This window comes from Bacillus paramycoides, from assembly GCF_038971285.1.
Taxonomy (GTDB): Bacteria; Bacillota; Bacilli; order Bacillales; family Bacillaceae_G; genus Bacillus_A.
Window position 1 is genome coordinate 2,392,000 of record NZ_CP152427.1, and the last position, 18,393, is coordinate 2,410,392.

The window sequence follows — 18,393 nt, forward strand, 5'->3', positions numbered from 1 at the left end:
AATAATCAAGTAAGGGCGTATCCTATTGGACGCTTCTACATTACATAAAAGGGAGAGAATGAATATGACAGTACAAACAGCACAAATTGTAAAAAACTACATTGGCGGCGAATGGGTAGAATCCATTTCAACTAAGATGGAAGCTGTATATAATCCAGCAACAGGAGAAGTAATCGCTCAAGTACCACTTTCAACAAAAGAAGATGTTGAACAAGCTGTATTAGCAGCAAATGAAGCGTTCAAATCTTGGTCTAAAACTGCTGTGCCAAAACGCGCTCGTATTCTATTTAAATATCAACAATTACTAGTAGATAACTGGGAAGAGTTAGCGAAACTTATTACGATTGAAAACGGAAAAAGCTATAACGAGGCTTACGGTGAAGTTCTTCGTGGTATTGAGTGCGTGGAGTTTGCTGCGGGTGCCCCTACATTAATGATGGGAAAACAATTACCTGATATTGCAACAGGTATTGAGTCTGGTATGTATCGTTACCCAATTGGTGTTATAGGCGGCATTACACCTTTTAACTTCCCAATGATGGTTCCATGCTGGATGTTCCCACTTGCAATTGCTTGTGGTAATACATTTGTATTAAAACCTTCAGAGCGTACACCACTTCTAGCAGCAAGATTAGCAGAATTAGCTGCAGAAGCAGGCATACCAAAAGGTGTATTAAATATTGTAAATGGTGCTCACGATGTAGTAAACGGTCTTCTTGAACATAAATTAGTGAAGGCAATTTCATTTGTAGGTTCTCAGCCTGTCGCAGAATATGTATACAAAAAAGGTACAGAAAACTTAAAACGCGTGCAAGCATTAGCAGGTGCGAAAAACCATTCCATTGTATTAAATGATGCGAATCTTGAGCTAGCGACAAAGCAAATTATTAGTGCTGCATTCGGTTCAGCAGGTGAGCGTTGTATGGCGGCTTCTGTTGTAACAGTAGAAGAAGAAATTGCAGATCAATTGGTTGGAAGGCTAGTAGAAGAAGCGAACAAAATTGTCATCGGCAATGGTCTTGATGAAGATGTGTTTTTAGGACCAGTTATTCGTGATAACCATAAAGAGCGCACAATTGGTTACATCGATTCAGGTGTAGAACAGGGCGCTACAGTAGTTCGTGATGGACGCGAAGATACAGCTGTAAAAGGAGCTGGTTACTTCGTTGGGCCAACAATTTTTGACCATGTTACAAAAGAAATGAAAATCTGGCAAGATGAGATTTTTGCTCCTGTTTTATCTATTGTTCGTGTGAAATCATTGGATGAAGCAATTGAAATTGCAAATGAGTCTCGCTTTGCAAATGGAGCTTGTATTTATACAGATAGCGGGGCAAGTGTACGTCAATTCCGTGAAACTATTGAATCAGGTATGTTAGGTGTGAATGTTGGGGTTCCGGCGCCAATGGCATTCTTCCCGTTCTCTGGTTGGAAAGACTCTTTCTATGGTGATCTTCATGCGAACGGTACTGACGGCGTTGAGTTTTATACAAGAAAGAAAATGCTTACATCTCGTTGGGAAAAGTAATCTTTAAGAGAGAAGTAGAATCTGTCTAGTTGCTTGTAAGCAAAAGTAATGGAAGTAGTAAAACATAAGAAGGAAGTATTAGGAGTCTATCAAATTCCTAATACTCCTTTTTCATATGCAGAATGACTGTTAGAGATAGAAAGGAGCAAATCATATGCAAACTGTTAGAATGACGACGGCGCAAGCATTGGTGAAATTTTTGAACGAGCAGTATGTAGAGTTTGATGGAAAGCAACAAAAGTTTATTAAGGGAATCTTTACGATTTTTGGTCATGGAAATGTAGTAGGCCTAGGTCAAGCTTTAGAAGAAGACGCTGGGGAATTAGAAGTTTACCAAGGGAGAAATGAACAAGGAATGGCAAATACTGCGATGGCTTTTGCAAAACAAAAACATAGAAAACAAATTATGGCATGTACTTCTTCTGTTGGTCCTGGATCAGCAAATATGATTACTCCTGCAGCAACAGCTTCTGCAAATAATATTCCCGTTTTATTACTTCCAGGAGATGTATTTGCAACGAGACAACCTGATCCTGTTCTTCAACAAATTGAACAAACACATGACTTATCTATTTCTACGAATGATGCTTTTCGTGCAGTAAGTAAGTACTGGGACCGGATAAATCGTCCTGAACAATTGATGACAGCTATGATTCAAGCGATGCGTGTTTTAACGAATCCGGCAGATACAGGAGCTGTCACAATTTGTTTACCACAAGATGTCCAAGGAGAAGCATGGGATTTTCCAAGTTACTTCTTCCAAAAGCGTGTTCACCGTATTGAACGCCGTCTACCTACAAAAGCCAGCTTAGCGGATGCAGTGGAAATGATTAAGAGAAAGAAAAAGCCAGTTATGATTTGCGGTGGTGGTGTAAGATACGCAGAAGCGGCAGAAGAACTTAAACAGTTTGCTGAAACATTCCACATTCCATTTGGAGAAACACAAGCTGGAAAAAGTGCAATTGAAAGTAGTCACCCATATAATCTAGGCGGCATTGGGGTAACGGGAAATGTAGCAGCTAATACAATTGCAAAGGAAGCGGATCTTGTTATTGGGATCGGGACGAGATTTACTGATTTTACAACGGCATCTAAACAATTATTTCAAAATGAGGAAGTTGAGTTTTTAAACATCAATATTTCAGAATTCCATGCGAATAAGCTGGATGCATTAAAGGTTATAGCAGATGCGAAAGAAGCGCTTCTTACTCTAATAGATGAACTGCAAGTAATTGATTATCGATCTAGTTATACAGTAGAAATTGCTGATGCAAAAGAGGCTTGGGAAACAGAATTATCACGTCTACATAATATTCGCTTTACAGGTCAAGATTTCACACCAGAAGTAGAAGGGCATTTCAATGGGAATTTAAATGAGTATGTAGACGCACTTGGTTCACAATTAACACAGACTGCAGTCATTGGACAAATCAATACATTACTTGATGAAGATGCAATTATCGTTGGAGCAGCAGGAAGTCTTCCAGGTGATTTACAAAGAATGTGGGCATCAAGAAAACCAAATACATATCACATGGAGTATGGATACTCTTGCATGGGCTATGAGGTTGCGGGCGCACTAGGTGCAAAGATAGCTGAACCATCGAAGGAAGTATATGCAATGGTAGGGGATGGTAGTTACCAGATGCTTCATTCTGAGCTTGTCACAAGTCTTCAAGAAAACAAAAAAATTAATGTCTTATTGTTTGATAACTCCGGATTTGGTTGCATTAATAACTTACAAATGGGCAATGGAATGGGGAGCTTTGGAACAGAGTTTCGCTACCGAAACCAGGAAACTCGTAAATTAGACGGGGCAATTATGAAAATTGATTTTGCAGCTAGCGCAGCTGGATATGGTGTGAAAACATATCATGTTACATCACTAGAACAATTACGGGAAGCGCTTATAGATGCGAAAAAACAAACAGTTTCTACATTAATTGATATTAAAGTATTACCAAAAACAATGACAAATGGATACGAGTCATGGTGGCATGTAGGTGTTGCAGAAGTATCTAAAAGTCAAAGTGTACAAGCTGCGTACGAGAGTAAAGTAAGTAACTTGCAACAGGCAAGGTCTTATTAGATTAGGACACAAAGAGAGCTTTTTATGTACATGCATATTGATTAGGAAGCTCTCTTTTTAATGACCAGTTAAGAGAATTTGGCGAAATTCTATCACATTTTGTAAAGAGGAGAGACAAGGGGATGTTCAAAGAAAATACAATTAAGCTTGGAATTGCACCAATTGCTTGGACAAATGATGATATGCCGGAGCTAGGAGCAGAAAATACGTTTGAACAATGTATTAGTGAGATGGCACTAGCTGGATTTAATGGAAGTGAAGTAGGGAATAAATATCCGAGAAATACAGTTGTATTAAAAAAATTTTTGGAATTACGAAACTTGGAAATTGCTAGTGCATGGTTTAGTACGTTTTTAACAACGCAGCCGCTTGAAGAGACGGTAGAAGAATTTATTAAGCATAGGAATTTCTTGCATGACCTGGGTGCAAAAGTCATCGTTGTTTCAGAGCAAGGGCATAGTATTCAAGGGTTAATGGATGTACCACTATTTAAAAATAAGCCTGTTTTTACAGAAGAAGAGTGGGATAAGCTTGCGGATGGATTACATCACCTCGGTAAATTAGCTCAGGAAAAGGGGCTACATATTGTATACCATCACCATATGGGTACGGGTGTTCAAACAACGGCAGAAATTGAAAAGTTAATGGACATGACTGATCCAGCGCTTGTATCTCTGCTTTTTGATACAGGTCATCTTGTTTTTTCAGGAGAAGAGCCACTTTATATTTTGAAGAAATATTTACCTCGTATTAAACACGTACATTTAAAAGATATTCGTCAAGAAGTAGTAGATGCTGTAAAGGAAAACGAATTGAGCTTCTTACAGGCAGTGAAGAATGGGGCATTTACAGTCCCTGGGGATGGCGTAATTGGATTTGATGAAGTGTTTACTATCCTTGCAAACTCTGATTATCAAGGGTGGTTTGTGGTAGAAGCAGAGCAAGACCCAGCTTTAGCGAATCCTTTTGAATACGCATTAAAAGCCCGAAAATTTATACAAGAAAAAGCAGGTCTGTAATTTAAGCATTTTAAGATTATCCCTAAGTGAATGGTATGGTAATCAACATGTCTTCTTACAAAAGAGGTAAAAAGACGTGACGGTTGGTTTTACATTTAATAAATAATATTGAAATAGGGGAGTATGTAATGCTGTTAGTTCAAATGAAAGATATTTTAATTAAAGCAAATCAAGAGAATTATGGGGTTGGAGCTTTTAGTGTCGCTAATATGGAAATGGTAATGGGAGCTATTAAAGCAGCTGAAGAGTTAAGTTCGCCGCTTATTCTACAAATTGCAGAAGTTCGTTTGAATCATTCGCCAATTCATATGTTTGGTCCGGTGATGGTAGCTGCGGCGAAAAAAGCGACTGTTCCAGTAGCAGTTCAACTTGATCACGGGATGACGTTTGAAAAGATTAAAGAGACGTTAGAGATTGGTTTTAGCTCGGTTATGTTTGATGGCTCTCACTATCCGTTAGAAGAGAATATACAAAAGACACAAGAGATTGTAGAACTTGCGAAACAGTACGATGCGACGGTAGAGGCTGAGATTGGCAGAGTTGGTGGTAGTGAGGACGGATTAGAAGATATTGAAATGTTGCTGACAAGCACTACAGAAGCAAAACGATTTGCAGAAGAAACAGACGTTGATGCGTTAGCTGTTGCAATTGGAAATGCGCATGGTATGTACAATGGTGATCCTAATTTACGATTAGACCGCCTACAAGAGATAAATGAGGTAGTCCATATCCCACTCGTTTTACATGGTGGCTCAGGCATTAGTCCAGAGGATTTCAAGCAATGTATTCAGCATGGTGTTCGAAAAATTAATGTAGCAACAGCCACATTTCAGAATGTAATTACTGCGGTTAACACTGCCGTCCTAAATACTCCGTATGCAGATTACTTTACGTACCACCAGGATGTTATTAGGGCTGCATACGAAAACGTTAAAAGTCATATGCAAATATTCGGAAGTGAAAACAGAGCATAATCAGAAAAGTTTTGTTCAGTAATAGTTAGACGAAACTCGGAATGTAGTTAGCTGACAAAAGTAGAGAATGATTGAGTAGCCATTAAATAAAAGGGGGAGAAAGCCATGTTAGGAAAATTGGGTGAATTAAATGAAGGATATAATATATTAACAGAAATGAACGGTCAATGCAGTGATATGTTAATGGATATAGGCATATATAAGATGCCTAATGGGAAAGAAGAGTTGCTATTTGATAATAAGAATGAAACAGCGGTTCTTTTACTGGAAGGGGCAATACGTTTAGAGTGGGAAGGAATGGAACAAGTTATTCAAAGACAGTCTGTGTTTGAAGAAAACCCTTGGTGCTTACATGTATCTAAAAGTGTGAAGGTTACAATTACTGCTCTTTCAGATAGTGAAGTGCTTGTTCAAAAAACAGATAATGATCAAGAATTTGCGTCTAAGTTATATACTCCAAATGAGTGTCAAAGTGTTGTAGCTGGAGGTGGAGTATGGGAGGGAACGGCGCAGCGTGTTATTCGTACGATTTTTGACTATAACAATGCAGCATATTCTAATATGGTAGTAGGAGAAGTTATTTCTTATCCAGGGCGATGGTCCAGTTATCCACCTCATCACCATGATCAACCGGAGGTATATTATTATCGCTTTAACAAGCCACAGGGATTTGGATGTGCAATGGTTGGTGAGGATGCTTATCGCGTTGTACATAATAGCTTTATTACAATTCCAGGTGAACTAGACCATCCACAAGCAACGGCGCCTGGATATGCCATGTATTTTTGTTGGATGATTCGACATCTTGAGAATAATCCATGGAATGATCGTATCATGGAGGAAGACCACAAGTGGTTATTAGAACCAAACGCGAAAATTTGACCAGAAAAGGAATAGATGAAAATAGAGGTTCTGGTGCAAAAAAATTTTGAAAAGCTGAATCGTAGGTGATTGAAAGATTTGTATACGCAATAATCCCTAACAGGTTTCAGTTTTAAATATATAGAATAAAAAGGTTATCAAATGCCGAGCGAAACTCTCAGCGGATGATAACCTTTTTAAGTAGCGTTATACCCTTACAAAATATATTATTGAGCCACTCCAAATACATTGATTTCAGCCACACTTGTCCATGGATTATTGTTTACCTCGCTTAATGCACGTAGTCTAATATAACGACCTGTCTTGTTCGCAAAGCTGACTTCTTTCAAATTAGTATTATTTGCAAAAGCACCTATGGATACAGCAGTTCCCCAGTTCACTCCATCACTACTGACGTAAAACTCATAGTCCTTAATCGTTCCATTTATTTGGCCGTCTTGCCTTGGCAAGTAGCTGAATTTGGAGAGATTATAGGTTGCACCTAAATCAATTTGAATCTCGTGCGGCATTGGAGCTACAGGGCTCCAGTTTGTATGCCAAAATGTATCTTTGTTTCCATCAAAGGCATACGTACCTAAATTGTACCAATTATAGCTATCTACATATTTTAGTGTCCAGTTTGTTTGCGGAATTAAACTAGCTTCTTTTGTTGTGACTGCTACATTCATTGCAGAATTACTTGTACTTGTAGTTGTAATTGTTACTCCTGATTTTTCTCCCGTGTAGGTATTACTATTCGGATTGGTGTCTGGACCAAAGGTAGCAGCATGATTTTGATTCGTGTAATAGAAAGGGTCTTGGTATTCACTGACGGATTGTTCTATATCAATGAAAGGATGAGGATCACTGGAATTATTATTCATGGATCCATCAATATGCCAAACCGCAATACCACCAGAATTAGTTGGTAAGCTCGCATCATACCCAACCTTTGCGCGATTCTCAACTAAAAAATACGTATTATCCTTTAAAGGAATCTTTAACACATTATAGTTATTTGGGATCGCATTTAGAGTAAAATTGTTGCCGGTATTTACTACATTTGGCGTTACAAAGCCTAGTTTTACCTTGGACCAAGCATCCATATGATCTGGCGTAGTTCCATACTCTTCTCCTGGAAGACTATTCTAAGCTCCATTCCCCATTATACTTAGACTACCCACACGGTTATTGTCGCCATATAGATCTGGAAGACCAAAAGAATGTCCTAACTCATGAGCAGGTATACCAATTGTCGCCATATGACCATATTGTTTTTCACCCTGCGCTGTATACATGCCTGATACTGTAACACCATCGTGATTTGTATTAGGAGCATATGACTGATGTGCACAAATATATGGAAGTGGACCGCCACTAGCCTGTTCATTACCAGCAAGAACAGTTACAATGTAGAAACCATCTTTGGAGTCAATGATTTGATCATTATTAGTATCAAGACTAGCAAAATTTACTTGGGAATCAGCTTTAGCCAATGCATCTGTTATAACCATTCCCATGCTTTTTCCCGATGTACTCGGATGAGCGTAGTCTAATTTTATTTTAACTACCCCATCATTTTGCGTACCATATGTTTCGGGAGCTGGAATGATTTGTACTTTTCCATTACTTACTTCATTATAGTAATTCTTTACTGACTTTTGATTTGTAGAAAAGAATTTATTACTCCAATCGTTATCGTTATATGCAATATCAATATCTGTAAACCCAATTAACAAAACAAGCAATTTTTTAGTTCCTACAACTGGAGTAACAGTTCCATCAATATTTTTTGGTGCTTCTTTTTGTAATTTATTCATGTACTCCTGTTTTTTCTTTGCTTGAGGATTGTATTTCTTTATCCATTTGTTCAAATTGTTCTCATTTACCGCCATCGAAGGCTTCTTATCAATTTTATATTTTTTCCCCGTCGATTTCAGTTCATCTGATGTAAGCTCAGCGTAATTCCAATATCCCTTCTGATCTTGTAAAAGTACGTCACCATCCTTTGTACTTATCCAATGGAACCATTCATCACCATGTAACGTGCCCTCAAAAGATTCGCCTGACGGCTGCTTCATGTTGACAATTCCATCGTATGCTGGTGCCGCAAAAGCGTTCGTTTCAACATACAAAACACAAATTAAAGAAAAAACGGATATGAACAGGAATTTAAAAATTCTTTGCATAAACCTTCCCCCTTTTCCATTGACATGTGGAATATTCTGTTAATAGACAGACTAGATTCATACATGGAATAGATCGACAGATACACCTGTATAACATTAACAGAATACCTTTAATTATAATTACAGGAAATTGAAAAAATGTTAATTTTTTATAAGGTTAATGTTTTCTCAAGATTATTCAATAAAACAGGGTTGATGAAAATTACATGTGGAGTTCTGTCAAAAAGTGTGCTTTTTAGAATATATTTAATTCTACATGTCGACTGAACTAAATTAACGTTGAAAGTGAATGAGGAGAAGGCAGTACTTTTACATTTAAACTACCAATTGAAAAGCGAGCATAATTTATATTAGTCTGTAGCTTTAGGATAAAGATTGATTAAAATCTCTCTTTAATCCTTTCATGCTAATGGGTAAAGAATTGATATGTACTAATGTAATTATCGCATTACAAAAACTAGGATTAAAATTTGGTACAGCATCAATAATATGTAGCATTCGGTTTGCTTTGTCGCATATTCCTGCATATGGTTTCGTACCACTGTAATTATTAATAACTATAGTCTCTGTTAGGGTATTACTAAATTATATATGGAAAAATTCAAAGAGCGTTTGGGTAAGTTGGATTTACCACCTTGCTTTCGACATTATTAGTTTTTTACCGATGCTTTTTAAATGAAAAATGGCTTTACTTATAGGTAATAAACAATAAAATCAAACAAAAAAAGAACCTTAGGGTTCTTTTTTACTTTTCCTTATTCAGAACATGTAGGGATAGGAGCACATCACCATGACCAGCCAAAGGTATATTATTATCTTTAACAAACCACAGGGATTTGGGTGTGCAATGGTTGGTGAGGATGCTTATCGCGTTGTATATAATAGCTTAATTACAATTCCGGGTGAGCTAGACCATCCATATGCAATGGCGCCTGAATATGCCATGTATTTTTGTTAGATGATTCGCCACCTTGAGAGTAACCCATGGAATGATCGTATCATGGAGGAAGACCACAAGTGGTTATTAGAATCAAAAGCGGAAATTTGGCCAGAAAAGGAACAGACAAAAATAAAAATCCCTCTTACTGTTTTCGTCGGGTTATTGTCTTGCGAACATTAAAGTAGGAGAATTCTTTCAGAATTTATGTGAAATAAATCTCTTATTTTGGCGTTTGTTTCTGGCTTATTAGTTATTAATAAGAAAAAAATTTAGTGTACTGGTTATTGAGATTTTTCTTTGTAATTTATTTTTTGTTTGTTGTTCTATCTACATCTGAAATAGGTAAGTCTGTACCATATAGGTCTTGGTTAATAACTTTATTGCTAATGTTTGGATTATGTTCCACTTGAGATGATGTTTCTAGCATTTGTTCTTGTTCCTTACTAGGGGTATTCAGAGCATCCGATGGGACACGATTCATCTGTTTGTTTACTAGCTTTTCTTTATCCATATAATACAGCTCCTTTTTGAGATAAGATTAAAAACAATGGAATTATTAATAGACACTTCGATATTTTGAGCCTTTGAATGGAATTATATACAAACTTATATTGCAAAGATCGCTTTTATTCGTTTCTTGTTTTGGTTTACATTTCGTTTCGTTTCGGTACAAGTTTTGTTGTTAAATTGGCACAAGCAACAACAGATATGATAACCAATAGTTAGTGAAGGATAATATTTTTTCATAGAGAATAATGCTAGAGTAGGAATTAATCTATTTTGCTTTTTGATGAAAGGGGAATTCTCATGAATACACTTGTAAATGACAAGTTTTATGAAACGCGAAATCATTTATTTGAGGAAATTACTTTGTTAAGTGATACTCAATTTAATAGGAAACCAGATAAGGATAAATGGAGTATAGCACAAGTATGTCATCACTTAGTGTTATTAGATGAAAGGGTTATAAAGGTTATTTCATCTGGATTAAAAAAGATAGATAGTACACAAAATGAGCGTAAAGAAATTCAATCTATATTATTAGATAGATCTATAAAATTTATAGCCCCAGAAATGATTGAACCAAACATAGAGCCATTTGAAGTGAAGCAAATGGTCAATTTGTTAAACGAATCCAGATAAGAATTAATGCGTTTCCTAAGTACAATAGAAGATGAATCTATATTAGAGAAAAAATCAGTGATGCATCCAGCTCTTGGAGAATTACTTCTTGATCAGTGGATAGAACTGATCTATTTGCATGAACAGCGCCATATAGAACAAATTAAGGAGATAAAATTACTTTGTGAAGTTGGAAAGTAAAAATCATTTTCTATTTTTAGAGAAATGTATGCTATTAAATTATATAAAAAAGAATTCAAATAATTTATATTCAAAAAAAGTAGTGTAAATTCACTACTTTTTTATTGCTCTTAATTATTAAAATAAACGTAGTGAAAGTGAGGATAGTTCAATTTCTCAGGATGATGCGTTTCATGCCATCGGACAATTATGGAATACAAAAATGAAGCAACTATTAAGCGACGAAATTGAAATCCATCTTGTAGAGATTCCGAAATTGGTAAAACAATGGAATGAAGAAAAAGTAAACCCTTGGGAAAATAAATTTGTTCGTTGGATGTTATTATTACCAGCACATGAAGATGAACATTTAACTCAAACATTGGAGGAGATTGCGATGAATCAAGATTCAATTTTACAAAAAGCAATTAATAAATGGGAAAATATGAACCATGATTCTTCTTTCCGAACAGCTTATGAAGCTCGAGAAAAATTGCTTTTAGATGAACAAGCTAAGCTAGCGCATACTGAACAAGAAGGCAGCGAAAAAGGCATTGAGCAAGGTAAGATGCAAATGATTCGAGGGATGCATGAAATAGGTGTACCGCTTGAAACTATTGCAAAAGCAAGTAAGTTGAGTGTAGAGGAAATAGAACGTATCTTAAAATTAAAGTGAACATATATGAACCTATAGTACTCATGAATAAAAGAAAGTAGACACTCATTGTTATAGTACGTTTAATTGAAAAGTATTGCTGAACAATTCGGCATTGCTTTTCTATATCATTTTTTGTTTTTCATGCAGAAACACCCGTAAAATTACTTTTTGCAGTTGAAGTTTTCCGAATAATAAGTTACATTTTTAAAGTTCAAGTAACTATATGATAGTACAAAAGGGGAGAAATATTGTTATTATGCAAAAAATGAAATGGAAGAACTATTTATGTTATTTTGTTATTCTTATACTTCTTGGAACAGCAGTAACAGTCAAACCATCTATCTCAAAAGCTGAGGAATCTGATGTTAACATTACATTGTTAGGTACTGCCGATATTCATGGTAGGTTTATGCCTTGGGATTATGCGCTTGATGGTGCAAATACGAGTGGAAGTTTAACGCAGCTTTATACGGTTATAAAGAAGGTACGTCAAGAAAATCCAAATACCATATTAGTAGATGCTGGGGATACAATTCAAGGAAACTCAGTAGAGTTATTCAATAATCAGCCACAATCGCCAATGATGGTAGCGATGAATGCAATGGGGTATGATGCTTGGGCATTTGGAAATCATGAATTTAACTTTGGATTAGATACATTGAAAAAAGTTAGTGAGCAATATAAGGGAAAGACATTAGCAGGAAATATTTATAAGGAAAGTGGAGAGCGTTTTCTTCCTGCATATACGATTGTTGAAAAAGGTGGAATTAAAGTCGGGATTATTGGTATGAATACACCAATGATTAGTGATTTTGAAAAAGGGACAGATCATTTGGATGGTTTAGTGGTGAAAAATCCAGTAGAAGAGACAAAGAAGGTCATTAAAGAGTTAGAAGGTAAAGTAGATGTAATGGTAGGCGTTATGCATATGGGACTAGAAAATGAGAATGGAATCCCTGGTACTGGGGTTCAAGATATTGCGAATGCTTGTCCGGAACTAAGCGCTATTTTTGCAGCTCATATGCATAAGCTTGTTAAAAAAGAAGTTGTAAATGGTGTCATTATTACAGAACCAGATAAATATGGAACACATATCTCACGTATTGACCTTAATTTTACAAAGCAAGATGGAAAGCTGGTTCTAAAAGATAAAACTGCTACCGCTATACCTGTAAAAAATACTGATGGAACAACAGTAGTATCTGATCCTGCACTTGAAGACACACTGACACCTTTTCACGCGTATGCGAGGGGAGATGCAAATGTTGTAGTCGCTCAATTAAAGGGGAGAAACCTTGTTCCTGAAAATGAAATAAAGGGTATTCCAAGTGTGCAGATTCAAGAGACACCTTTATCAGATTTCTTTCATGAAGTCATGCTCTACTACAGCAAAGCAGATGTAGTAGCCCATCAAATTGATAACGATAATGCCCGTTTGGATGTAGGTCCTATTAAGAAAAAAGATATTGCATATAATTATCAATATGCTTTGGGTGAAATTACGGTATATAAGGTAACTGGAAAAGACTTAAAAGACTATATGGAATGGGCAGCGGGGTACTTTAACTCATCTCGTCCTGGAGATGTAACAGTTAGCTTCGATAAAACCCGTCGTGCGTCTAAATACAGTACGAACGATTTCTTTGGAGGCGTAAAATACGAAATTGACTTAACAAAACCATATGGAAGTAGAATTACAAATTTACGTTCTATTCGTACAAATAAACCAATCAAAACGAACGATGTTATGACGCTGGGAATGAATGCATATAGAATGGAGGCTCTTCAGGCAAAAGGTGGAGCTTTAGAGGGGCGTAAGTTTGAACAAATTTGGTCATCTAAACAAGAGAATGCATTCGGGGAAACTGGTGGAACCATTCGTAACCTTGCTATTACATATTTAAAAGAGGTAAAGAACGGTGTTTACACACCAAAAGTTATGCATAATTGGAAAATTACTGGTGTGAATACAAATTCTTCAGAGCATAAGGCTGTAGTGGATCTGGTGAATAAAGGGATATTAGAAATTCCAAAAACTGAAGATGGAAAATATACAAATATAGCCTCTATAAATACTAAAGATTCAATTACAAAAGAAGAGATTATAGTACTCTCACAAAAAGCAAATATTAATCCAAATCAGTTTAAGCATATAAAAACAAAAGGTGAATTTTACAAAAAATTTAGTGAAATTGTGAAAAAAATATAAGAAAAATGGCTCTGGTTCAAAAAAATTTAAATATAAAATTATGATTTTTCTAAGAAGAAGATTTGAATTTTATTAACTAGAAGTGTAAATATATAAACGAGCATCTCTATATATGATGATAGGGTGCTCGTTTTCTATTTATATATAGAAAAACTTGTCTACTTTTAGTCTATCACCCTACGCACAATTATAGTAATGTGAATAGTCCGAAACAAATCTGTTTCGGACTGGGGGTTCAATATTTTATCCACTTTTATCAAATTTTTTGTGTTTGTAGTATGAATTTTCTGGTTTTTTAAGTGAGAAAACTGGATTACGTTAATTAATAGATACTCCACCAGAGACACTCAGTTTTGTTGGTGCTGGCGTATCTCCACCATTAAATGAAGAGTGTTGTGATACATTTAAACTAATCATGCTACATGCTAATGTACTTACTATTATCGTACTGAATAACACTTTTTTTGTTTTTTTCATTACTTTAACGCTCCTTTTCTTAAATGTTTCTTATCAGCATGATTGCTAATATAGAAATACTTGCTCGCTTTAACATGATTATTTGCCTCGTAAAATTGCAGTGCTAAAATCTCTGCATATTCTTTTACACAATCCCACATTTCCTCTTTTTCAAAATAAGAAATGGCATCAGTAACTACTTTTTCTAGTTTGATTCTAGGCAGTTCTGTGATTAGTTCATTTAAAACTGCGAAACGGTGTTTATATTCCTCATTTCCTGATTCATTTGAATATTTCATTCCTTGCTCGATATATGATTTTGCTGTTTCAACGCCTTCTAACTTATAATATGCTCTTGCTAAGACAAATAATGCTTTAAAATGGTTCGGTATGGTATTTATAATTTCAGAACTCTGTCTAATCGCCAATGGATACAAATCTTGAATATTATATAACCAGCCTAAATTGGATCGTACTCGTAATAATAATTGTTCTTCATCATACTTCTTAAAAACATCAATAACCATATTGAGACATTCTTCCGCTCTTTCAAATTCTCTTAGATCTATACAAGCCAGTCCATATACATTGTCGCACAAAGCAATATTAATTTTATAGCCTACATGATTCAAGTATATTTCTTTGGCTTTTACTGCATGTTGAATCGCTTCAAATGGTTGATAAGATTGATAACAGTATGTTGAAAATCTATACTCAAACTCAGCTTTTTCTATTTCATCAGGTATATCTTTTAAAAGCCCTTCCGCCTTTTCATAGTGTGTTTTTGCCTCAGTATAATTTGCTATAATTGTAGAGTGGATTGCCTTAAAGAAATTATAATAGTAAGCTAAAAATGAAAATTCATCTTTAATATGAGGTAGTTTTTCTATTTGATTAAAAGAATCTTTTGTAATACTCATTCCATCTACCAAAACTTTATATCTAAAATTCAGTAGGGAATAATAGAATGATACATATTGGTCTGTTTCTATTCCTTTTAAACTTTCTTTTACTTTTAGATATGTTTGTTTTGCTTCTACTACATGATATAAACGAATTTCTTCATACCATTCATGTAATAATTCCATCAATTGTTTATTACTTTTTTCTTGAACAGTCATAATATCCCCCATTTCTCTGTAAAGGCTTATTCTGATAATAACAGGAATTCGATAAATTAAATTTAACCACGATTTTTTTCATTAATATACATAATATTCTGATTTTATTTATTGTCTTTATTTTAAATTTGAAAAAGTATAGGTAAGGTAGGATAAGTTTCGTTAATGGATTTTTTTATTTTTTACCATTCTCTATTGAATACTTCTTATAAGAGGGAGAGTAGATTGATACTTCCGCGAAGTAAGTATCATAATGAAAGTGTACAGAAGTATCAAACGAAAATTCTATTTAATCAGATACGATTTAATACTTTCGTAGTTTTGATTAGGGAAAATTAAAAACTTTAGAGTAAAGGTTTTAATTTTTTAAGTGTTGAAGGATTTGTAAAAAATACTTTACGAATTGTAAAAAATAAATTACAATTTTCCTGAGAGGTGTTCCTATTGTTACATAATAAAATTGTAGTTTGTCGAGCAGAAAAGGGTTGGACTCAAGAAGAATTGGCAAATAGGGTTGGTGTTAGTCGACAAACTATTGCTACTCTTGAAAAGAATAAATATAACCCTTCTCTAATTCTTGCCTTTAAAATCGCAAATGCATTTGAAAAGCTAATAACTGACGTGTTCGATTATCAGGAGGAGTGAGTCATATGTTGTGGTTAAAAATTTTATTTTTAGTTGTAATATTCATTAGTCAGTTGTACGTAATACAATTTCAGTCCAGTGATGAAGCAAAAGACGAAAGAGGGAGAGAAATTCAATATAAAACAAATAATGTGTTGTACAATATCTTATCTGTAGGTATCATTGCCATTTTTATTTTTCAATCAGTAGATATAATTTCTTTAGAATTTCTACCTGATTTATTGTTATATTTTGTGCTTTCATTAAGTGTACTAGGCAGTCTTTTTATATTTATCAATAGACACAGCAAAAATTACTAATATAGTGTATTTGATTATGATGAAGGTAGAATGATAACGATGTACAAATTGTATTAGAATGGAGATTTATATGGCAGAGGTAGAGTAAGGGGACTTTCAGGATTGAAAAGTATGAATGTTGTGTAAAAGGAATGCGAATTGTTGAAAATATAAAAAGTGTATAGTAAATTGAGGGTGTATGCTAGATTATAATGAACAAGAAGTCGGTTGGTTCTGATTCTTGTTGATTGATAGGTCGTAAGGTCATAAAAAGTCTTGGTTTGGTCGCCAAGGCTTTTTCATGCTGTATTCAGGCATAAAACCCTTGTATATCTCGAATAATTTTCCAAGCTGCAGCACGGGCTTTGTTTTTTCAATTGTAAAAAACATATTTGACTTACATGGTGCGAAGTATGGTGTAACTAATACCGAGAATGGGGTAGCGTTCTACTTTGCTTAGAGAAATGGGATATAGAGTAGTAAAGTGTGGTAGAAGTGATAAAGATCTTACTGAAGTGTTAAAGGGGATTTACATTCATATAGAGTATTTAAAAAAAGGTATAAAGACAATTCTATGGCTTCGCACCTTTTTACTTAACTTGGACTTCGTTTGAGCCCGTTAATAAGTTTATTTTTAAGCGTTTATTGCATTTAAAATTGAAACTTTATTTGTCGTAAATAATACATAATTTTGTTTTACCGTTTTGATTAAAATACGGTCCGTTGTTCCATATACAGTGCCAATACGGATTGCACGAGTATCTTCAACACCCGCATAGGTAGCATCTTCAGTAACCTCAATTACATCACGTAATGGAATCGTAATCTTCGCCAATTGCCATGAAATTATTAACTCTTCTTTTGTTTTTTTACATTAATACCTAGCATTATACCAAGACCTTTCTATAATAGAATGCTACACTTCTAATCTTATTATACAAATTTTTAGATTATTTTTCCGTATGTAGGAATAGAATTGGTTTCTGCGTGTTAGTATCTTTAGCGTATCGAACGAAAAGGAGGATATACTGTCTTTCTGTTAAGAAATATGTTAAGAACAAAAGTTCACTTCAAATTAATATGAATTTGATATAGTTGTAGTATTATAAACGAGAAATATTAAGAGTGGCAGGAAGGAAATGAATAATGAGAATTAAATTAGTAGGGATTTTTACTTGTATGATTGTGATACTTGGTATCTTTATCGTTTATACTAATCAATCTATTGGTAAAGAACCAAAAAAAACAAACTATGAAACTCATGAAAACTCCATAAATAAAGAGAAAAATGGTACTTCAAATAACATAGCAAGTTCTTTTGCTAGTATACAGGCTGTAGTTAATAAGGAATATGGATTGCCCGAAGATTATCAACCGGAGGATTTAGTTGTACCAAATGTACCATTCTCATTCAGTGGGACGTTAGAAAAGAGTTACCTTCGTAAAGAGGCAGCAGAAGCACTAGAAAAGTTATTTGATTTAGCAAAGCTAGAAGGAATCCAATTGAATGCTGTTTCAGGATTTCGCTCCTATGATTATCAAAAAAAACTATATGCAAACAATGTGAAAAGAAAAGGACAAGAGCATACAGATCGCTTCTCGGCAAAGCCTGGACATAGTGAACATCAAACGGGATTAACGATGGATGTTTCTTCTAAAAGTGCAAATAATGAGCTAGAGCTAACTTTTGCGAATACAAAAGAAGGAAAATGGCTGAAAGAAAATGCGCATCGTGCAGGTTTTATTATTCGTTATCCAAAAGGTAAAGAGAGTATTACTGGATATGCTTATGAACCGTGGCATATTCGCTATGTAGGAGATATTGCTGAAAGTATATATAAGAAAAAACTGACTTTAGAAGAATATATGAATCTGTGAAAATAGAATTAAATTGGCTAGCGATAGCAGTAAGATTGTAAAAGATAGGGGTATGAAATAAGATATTTCTTAATGCTTTTAAAGGGTATGTCATGGAATTGTAAACGATGCTACTATTTTAGAGATGAAAGATAGCGAGTAATATCTTTACAGTAATGTGAGATGTAGAATCTTGCGTCAGGTACAGAATCATAAGTATTAGGTTAATATATGATGGAAATTAGAGAGAAACGAAAAAGAATATAA

At 34.8% G+C, this 18,393-nt stretch carries 12 protein-coding genes and 6 pseudogenes; 13 read left to right on the forward strand and 5 right to left on the reverse strand.

Going from position 1 to position 18,393, the window contains the following annotated elements; all coding sequences use genetic code 11:
* Positions 1–64: 64 nt before the first annotated feature.
* From AAG068_RS12360 to AAG068_RS12380, 5 genes are all read left to right on the forward strand, one after another.
* Positions 65–1,528 carry a CoA-acylating methylmalonate-semialdehyde dehydrogenase gene (locus AAG068_RS12360; RefSeq protein WP_342719485.1) on the forward strand — a complete coding sequence of 488 codons (1,464 nt, stop codon included), beginning with the start codon at positions 65–67 and terminating at the stop codon, positions 1,526–1,528.
* Positions 1,529–1,682: 154 nt separating this feature from the next.
* Entirely contained in the window at positions 1,683–3,617 is a 1,935-nt protein-coding gene (gene iolD, locus AAG068_RS12365; protein WP_342719486.1) for a 3D-(3,5/4)-trihydroxycyclohexane-1,2-dione acylhydrolase (decyclizing), read from the forward strand.
* A 122-nt stretch (positions 3,618–3,739) separates the two neighbouring features.
* Positions 3,740–4,636, forward strand: coding sequence for a myo-inosose-2 dehydratase (iolE, locus tag AAG068_RS12370; RefSeq protein ID WP_342719487.1), 897 nt, complete (start codon positions 3,740–3,742; stop codon positions 4,634–4,636).
* A 128-nt stretch (positions 4,637–4,764) separates the two neighbouring features.
* Positions 4,765–5,610 (forward strand): class II fructose-bisphosphate aldolase, encoded by an 846-nt coding sequence (locus tag AAG068_RS12375; RefSeq protein WP_342719488.1) that lies wholly within the window; start codon positions 4,765–4,767, stop codon positions 5,608–5,610.
* 105 nt (positions 5,611–5,715) lie between these two features.
* Entirely contained in the window at positions 5,716–6,492 is a 777-nt protein-coding gene (locus AAG068_RS12380) for a 5-deoxy-glucuronate isomerase (RefSeq protein WP_342719489.1), read from the forward strand.
* Between the two features lie 206 nt (positions 6,493–6,698).
* On the opposite strand, the pseudogene AAG068_RS12385 reads toward AAG068_RS12380, so the two are convergent.
* Positions 6,699–8,660 (reverse strand): annotated as a pseudogene (locus AAG068_RS12385) (M6 family metalloprotease domain-containing protein).
* 397 nt (positions 8,661–9,057) lie between these two features.
* On the opposite strand from AAG068_RS12385, the pseudogene AAG068_RS12390 reads away from it, so the two are divergent.
* A pseudogene (locus AAG068_RS12390) lies at positions 9,058–9,339 on the forward strand (CPBP family glutamic-type intramembrane protease); the annotation flags it as partial.
* A 104-nt stretch (positions 9,340–9,443) separates the two neighbouring features.
* Positions 9,444–9,780: pseudogene (locus AAG068_RS12395) on the forward strand (5-deoxy-glucuronate isomerase); the annotation flags it as partial.
* Positions 9,781–9,904: 124 nt separating this feature from the next.
* On the opposite strand, the gene AAG068_RS12400 reads toward AAG068_RS12395, so the two are convergent.
* Positions 9,905–10,111, reverse strand: coding sequence for a hypothetical protein (locus AAG068_RS12400; RefSeq protein ID WP_087996928.1), 207 nt, complete (start codon positions 10,109–10,111; stop codon positions 9,905–9,907).
* Between the two features lie 296 nt (positions 10,112–10,407).
* On the opposite strand from AAG068_RS12400, the pseudogene AAG068_RS12405 reads away from it, so the two are divergent.
* The 3 genes and pseudogenes from AAG068_RS12405 to AAG068_RS12415 all read left to right on the forward strand — a co-directional run bounded on the left by AAG068_RS12405 (position 10,408) and on the right by AAG068_RS12415 (position 13,769).
* Positions 10,408–10,923: pseudogene (locus AAG068_RS12405) on the forward strand (DinB family protein).
* A 154-nt stretch (positions 10,924–11,077) separates the two neighbouring features.
* Positions 11,078–11,578 (forward strand): annotated as a pseudogene (locus AAG068_RS12410) (Rpn family recombination-promoting nuclease/putative transposase); the annotation flags it as partial.
* Between the two features lie 238 nt (positions 11,579–11,816).
* Positions 11,817–13,769 (forward strand): bifunctional metallophosphatase/5'-nucleotidase, encoded by a 1,953-nt coding sequence (locus AAG068_RS12415; protein ID WP_342719490.1) that lies wholly within the window; start codon positions 11,817–11,819, stop codon positions 13,767–13,769.
* Positions 13,770–14,087: 318 nt separating this feature from the next.
* On the opposite strand, the gene AAG068_RS12420 is transcribed toward AAG068_RS12415, so the two are convergent.
* Complete coding sequence (locus AAG068_RS12420; RefSeq protein WP_342719492.1) at positions 14,088–14,246, reverse strand: Phr family secreted Rap phosphatase inhibitor; 159 nt, start codon at positions 14,244–14,246, stop codon at positions 14,088–14,090.
* Positions 14,246–15,346: a hypothetical protein gene (locus tag AAG068_RS12425; protein ID WP_342719493.1), complete on the reverse strand. Its 1,101-nt coding sequence runs from the start codon at positions 15,344–15,346 to the stop codon at positions 14,246–14,248. The genes AAG068_RS12420 and AAG068_RS12425 overlap by 1 nt, the downstream gene beginning before the upstream one ends.
* 444 nt (positions 15,347–15,790) lie before the next feature.
* Between AAG068_RS12425 and AAG068_RS12430 the strand changes: the two genes are divergently transcribed.
* Entirely contained in the window at positions 15,791–15,991 is a 201-nt protein-coding gene (locus tag AAG068_RS12430; RefSeq protein ID WP_342719494.1) for a helix-turn-helix transcriptional regulator, read from the forward strand.
* A 5-nt stretch (positions 15,992–15,996) separates the two neighbouring features.
* The gene (locus AAG068_RS12435) at positions 15,997–16,290 is read left to right on the forward strand and encodes a hypothetical protein (protein ID WP_342719495.1); all 294 of its coding nucleotides are present in this window, start codon (positions 15,997–15,999) and stop codon (positions 16,288–16,290) included.
* A gap of 613 nt (positions 16,291–16,903) precedes the next feature.
* Here AAG068_RS12435 and AAG068_RS12440 read toward each other — a convergent pair.
* Positions 16,904–17,157, reverse strand: a pseudogene (locus AAG068_RS12440) (hypothetical protein).
* Between the two features lie 258 nt (positions 17,158–17,415).
* On the opposite strand from AAG068_RS12440, the gene AAG068_RS12445 reads away from it, so the two are divergent.
* Entirely contained in the window at positions 17,416–18,147 is a 732-nt protein-coding gene (locus AAG068_RS12445) for a M15 family metallopeptidase (protein WP_342719496.1), read from the forward strand.
* Positions 18,148–18,393 lie beyond the last annotated feature (246 nt).